Genomic DNA, 5285 nt, shown 5'->3' on the forward strand with positions numbered 1-5285 from the left:
TCGTCCTCGGCCACGAAGTTCGCCACTCCGGACTTCGACGCGTGCGTCATCGCTCCGCCGAGTTGCTCGATGGTCACGTCCTCGCCCGTCACGGCCTTCACGACATCGGGGCCGGGGATGCCCAGGTTGGAGGTGCGCTTGACCATGTAGACGAAGTCGGTCATGGCGGGGGAGTAGACGGCGCCGCCGGCGCAGGGACCCGCGATCACCGAGATCTGCGGGATGACCCCGGACGACCTGACGTTGCGGTCGAAGATGTAGGCGTAGCCGGCCAGCGACACGACGCCTTCCTGGATCCGGGCGCCGCCGGAGTCGTTGATTCCGATGACGGGGGCCCCGGTCGCCGCTGCGAGGTCCATGACCTTGCAGATCTTCTCCGCGAACACTTCCCCGAGGGTCCCGCCGATGAACGTGAAGTCCTGCGAGAAGACGAACACCTGCCGCCCGTCCACGCACCCCCACCCCGTGACGACGCCGTCGCCGTCCGCACGCCGCTTCTCGAGGCCGAATCCGTGGGCGCGGTGACGCGCGAGCAGGTCGGTCTCGCGGAAGGTGCCCGGGTCCAGCAGAAGGTCTATGCGCTCGCGTGCGGTGAGCCGCCCCCGGTCGTGCTGGCGCTGGACGGCCTCGGCCCCCTGGCCCTCCAGGGCCTTGGCCTTGCGCGCCCGAAGCTCCTCGATGCGCTCGGCCATCGTGTGGGTGCGAGGAGTTGGAGGTGCGGGGGCGTTGTCAGGCATCGGGTCGCGTCCCGTAGACGCCCCAGGCCGCGGCTGGAGCCGCCACCCCACCCGCCGACTCGTACGGCCGCAGCACGTCGGCCGTGGCGGACAGCGCGGCCTTCTGAGCCTCCGGGTCCGCCTGGTCGTACAGCTGTCCCATCGGCCCCGTTTGCAGCAGGATGGCCGCTGCCTGCTCCGCGGTAACGGCTTCTGGCACCCGAAGTTGGATGTCGATCGGCTCCAGCTCGACGGAGGTGAAGCCGCTGTTCTCCAGCAGCCGGCGCGTCCTGTCCGCATCGGCGAGGGCGAAGGGTCCCGGGGCCTCGGGGGCCGGGATGTCCGGCATGCCCAGGTGCGGTGCCGAGGCGATTACCGGCTCGAACATCCACGGGTTGCGCGAGACGTCCTGCCAGCAGCTGAACCCGAGCCTGCCGCCCGGCCGCAGGGCGCCGCAGATGTTGGCGAACGCCGCTGCGGGATCGTCGAAGAACATCACGCCGAACCTGGAGAAGGCGGCGTCGAAGCCGGTTCCCAGATCCGCCGTCTGCGCGTCGGCCTCCAGGAACGTGATCCCCTGCCCCGCCTGCTGCCTGGCCAGGTCGAGCATGGGCCGTGAGATGTCCACGCCCACGACCTCTCCTGCCGGACCCACGTGGTGCGCGAGATCGCGGGACGTGGCCCCGAACCCGCACCCCACGTCCAGGATCCTTTCGCCGGGAGCCGGCGAGATCCGGTCCATCACTGCAAGGCCGAACGGACGGGCGGTCCCGTCGAAGTGGCTCTGGTAGCGAACCCACCTCGGCCCCCTCTGTTCGTTCCAGTTCTTGATCTGCTCGAGGTTCGGCATCGGATGAGCCTAGCGGCCCCCCCCGGTCTGCAGCGCCCGCGTCAGGACGCGGGTGAACGTCCGCATGGCCTGCTCGGGCAGCTCGGGGCGTCCCGTCCACATCACGTAGCGCATGCCGAGGAAGTCGGCCATGCCCATCAGGCACCACGCCAGTCCCTCCGGGTCGACGCGCGGGAGCTCGCCTTCGTCGATGGCGCGGGTCAGGCCCCGGGCGTAGTCGGCGGCCAGGTCCCGGTACCAGTTGCGGTGGACCTCCGCGTCCACGAGCTCGGTCTGCCAGATGATCTGGTTGGTGTAGGGGTGCTCGGCCAGCCAGCGGAACCACTCCTGGAATCCGGCCCCCTCGATCATCGTCCGTGACGACAGTCCGTCGACGGCCCTGTTCAGCCGCGACCGCACCTCGTGCGCCCTCGCCTGGGCCAGGTGGACGAGCAGTTCGCCGCAGTCGGCGAACCTCGCCGACAGCTGCTCCGGGGAGGCATCCGCCGCCTCCGCGACCTCGTCCAGCGTCACGCGCTGGAAGCCGCGCTGGCCGAACAGCCGCTCGGCTTCGTCCAGGACCCTGGCCATCACCTGTTCGTCCATCACCTCTCCACCAGCTCGATGAGCACACCGGACGACGACTTCGGATGGACGAAGGCGACCCGGTGCCCGCCCCCTCCGATGCGCGGTTTCTGGTCGATCAGCTCGCCGCCCCTCTCGGCCACCCGAGCCATGGCCGCCTCGATGTCGGGGACGCGAATGCAGATGTGGTGCAGCCCCTCGCCCCGGCGCTCGAGGAACCTCCCCACGGTGGAATCGGCGTGAGTCGCGGACAGCAACTGCAGATGGCTGTTGCCCACCCGCAGCATCGCCTCGACCACGCCGTCGGATTCGATGGTCTCCACCCGGTCGGGCTCCAGGCCCCACACCGTGGCGAACGATTCCAGGGCGTCGGTCAGCGACCGCACCGCGATCGCGATGTGGTCCACGCGCAGGTCCTTGGCGAAGTCGTCTGTCATGGGTCCGTCCACAGCCATCCTCATATACTTGGGGCTCCCGCCGCGAGCGCCGCGCTTGAAGGAGGCTGCCGTGACCGAGTCCGTGATCGTCTCCGGTTCCCGTACTCCCATAGGAAAGTTCTCCGGCGGGCTGGCCGGCTTTTCGGGGGCCGAGCTCGGCGGCTTTGCGATCACCAGGGCCCTGGCGGACTCGCGGCTGGACCCATCCGAGGTGGACTACGTCGTGATGGGACAGGTCCTGCAGGCCGGGACCGGACAGATCACGGCGCGGCAGGCCGCCGTACGAGCCGGGATCCCCATGACGGTGCCGGCGGTGACCGTCAACAAGGTGTGTCTTTCCGGCCTCAACGCCGTTGCGCTGGCCGACCAGCTCATCCGGGCCGGTGAGGTCAAGCGAGTGGTGGCCGGTGGAATGGAGTCGATGACCAACGCGCCGTACCTGTTTCCGAAGGCGCGCTTCGGCGCCCGCATCGGCAACGCCGAGCTGATCGACTCGATGATGTACGACGGCCTGTTCTGCGCCTTTGACCGCAAGTCGATGGGCGAGGCGACCGAGGAGTACGGGGCGAGGTTTGAGCTGTCTCGCACGGAGCAGGACGAGTGGGCGGCGCGGTCGCACGCCAAGGCTTCCAAGGCGGCCGAGTCGGGAGCCTTCGACGCCGAGATCGTTGCGGTAGAGGTCCCTCAGCGCAAGGGGGATCCCGTCGTGGTGGACCGCGACGAGGGGATGCGTCCGGACACGACGGTCGACTCGCTGGCGAAGCTCAAGCCGGCTTTTTCCAAGGACGGCACCATCACTGCCGGAAACGCGTCCCAGATCTCCGACGGCGGTTGCGCGATGGTGGTCATGTCGCGCGAGGAGGCCGACGCGCGCGGAGTACAGCCGCTGGCCACCGTCGTCGCCCACGGCATGGTCGCCGGACCCGACGCGTCCCTTCACGACCAGCCGTCGCGCGCGATCAAGGCGGCGCTGGCCAAGGCCGGGCTCCAGGAGTCCGACCTGGACGTGGTCGAGATCAACGAGGCGTTCGCCAGCGTGGCGCTGGTGTCCGCGCGGGAGCTGAACGTGGACCCGGAGTCGATCAACCCCAACGGAGGCGCGATCGCGCTCGGACACCCCATCGGCTGCTCGGGGGCCCGTCTGGTTTTAACGCTGGCGCACGAGCTGCGCCGGCGGGGTGGGGGAGTGGGAGCGGCAGGTCTGTGCGGCGGCGGGGGCCAGGGAGACGCCCTGATTATCCGCGTCTGAGGGGTTCAGGGGGCGTCGATCCGCTCGAACCGTCTCCCGGCCACCAGGAACAGCAGCCACACGGCGACCCAAGACACGACGACGCCCACGGCCGCGATTACGCCCACTGCCGGGTGGCGGAGAAGGTGCGTGCTGGAGCTCCCGAGCGACGCCACGACCCAGGCCACGAGCGCTATGTGTGCGGCGCCGAAGGTCATTGAGGCCAGGGTGTTCGCGAGGAGAGTCCACCACTTCATCCTCGGCGTCTCGTCGCGGAAGTCAACGCCGAGCGCTGAAGCCGAGACGTTGATCAGGGTCGACCCGAGCACGAGCCAGAGGCCCAGGGCGGCCGCTCCTACGGCACCTGTGAAACCCCATCCTCGGCGGACGGCTACGGCAAGTGCGGCAAGAGCCGCAGGAGCTGCAGCGAGCAAGCCATGGGCCACGAATTTCCCGGCGAGGATGTCGCGGCCGCGGAGCGGACATCCCTTGAGGAGGGCGAAGTTGCGGCTCTCGAAGGAGAAGCTCTGACTGCCGATTCCCCCCAGAACGGCTACCAGGAAGGCCAGGTTAGGCAGCGATGACAGCCCGTGGTGACGGACCCGCATCGCGGAGGCGAACAGGAACGCGAACAGGACGAGCGGCATCAGGAACTGAGCGAAGGCAGAAGGGTTCCTGACGTAGGTGCGCCAGTCCTTGAGGACGATCGCCCGGACCTGAGGCGGGAGCGTCCGGGTCCATGCCTCGGCGCGGGTCCTGCGGATGGCCCGCACGGGCGCATCCTGGATGTGTCCCCAGCTGGTGGCGAACGTCGAACGGAAGACGGTCGTCGTCGCCAGACCCAGTGCGGCGATAGCGGCTGCCAGGAGCAGGCCGCTCATCGCCACCATCGTCCATTCCCGATCGAGCGGCCCGAAGGCGAAGGTGACGGGCCAGCTGGTGGGGAACCACATGAGGGCCCGGCCGAGGCGCTCCGCGCTGTCCGAAAGGCCGGCGCCGGCCCGTGGCCTTCCCATCGAAACCGACCTGAACGCCACCATCGTCATCACCACCGAGCCCAGCGGCAGCAGGCTGATCGCCATGTGCAACCTGCGGGGTGGAACCAGACGAGTGAGAAGCATCGAGATCAGTGCTCCTGTAAGCAGCGTCATCAGCCCCAGCGCTGCCACCGCCGGGAGGGCCAGAGCCGCCGCCGCAGGGCCGCTTCGCGAGTACCCGTACAAGGCGGCGACACCGAGCGCGGAGGCGAGACTGACCGGAGCGAAGGATGCTGCCTTTGCCATGTAGCCCCAGAACAGGCTCCCCAGTGGAACTGGAGCCGCCAGCAACAGCTCCAGGTCAGGGGCGAGATACAGGTGGAGGCCCAGCTTGAACCCTGACGACACCATCACCAGTCCCCCCACCGCGAACACCGCCAACACCACTCCGTCTGATCCTGGGGTACTGGCGCGCGCGATCGGCAGGATCAGCGAGAGGACGAACCCGATGAA

At 68.9% G+C, this 5285-nt stretch carries 6 protein-coding genes; 1 reads left to right on the forward strand and 5 read right to left on the reverse strand.

The features are described from left to right. The 4 genes from VNE62_13145 to mce all read right to left on the reverse strand — a co-directional run. On the reverse strand, positions 1 to 737 hold a 737-nt coding region (locus VNE62_13145; GenBank protein HVE93226.1), incomplete at its 3' end, for a carboxyl transferase domain-containing protein. Then, the gene (locus VNE62_13150; protein ID HVE93227.1) at positions 730 to 1566 is read right to left on the reverse strand and encodes a class I SAM-dependent methyltransferase; all 837 of its coding nucleotides are present in this window, start codon (positions 1564 to 1566) and stop codon (positions 730 to 732) included. The genes VNE62_13145 and VNE62_13150, both read right to left, overlap by 8 nt. Before the next feature lie 9 nt (positions 1567 to 1575). Next, the gene (locus tag VNE62_13155; protein HVE93228.1) at positions 1576 to 2151 is read right to left on the reverse strand and encodes a TetR/AcrR family transcriptional regulator; all 576 of its coding nucleotides are present in this window, start codon (positions 2149 to 2151) and stop codon (positions 1576 to 1578) included. Further along, a complete protein-coding gene (gene mce / locus VNE62_13160) occupies positions 2151 to 2585 on the reverse strand; it encodes a methylmalonyl-CoA epimerase (protein ID HVE93229.1) in 435 nt (144 codons plus the stop codon). Before mce ends, VNE62_13155 begins: the two co-directional genes overlap by 1 nt. A 52-nt stretch (positions 2586 to 2637) precedes the next feature. On the opposite strand from mce, the gene VNE62_13165 reads away from it, so the two are divergent. Beyond that, positions 2638 to 3816: an acetyl-CoA C-acetyltransferase gene (locus VNE62_13165; protein HVE93230.1), complete on the forward strand. Its 1179-nt coding sequence runs from the start codon at positions 2638 to 2640 to the stop codon at positions 3814 to 3816. A gap of 5 nt (positions 3817 to 3821) precedes the next feature. Here the strand turns inward: VNE62_13165 and VNE62_13170 are convergent. Beyond that, positions 3822 to 5285, reverse strand: a 1464-nt coding sequence (locus VNE62_13170) for a hypothetical protein (protein HVE93231.1), incomplete at its 5' end; no start/stop codon positions are given.

This window comes from Actinomycetota bacterium (assembly GCA_035536535.1).
Classification (GTDB): Bacteria; Actinomycetota; JAICYB01; order JAICYB01; family JAICYB01; genus DATLNZ01.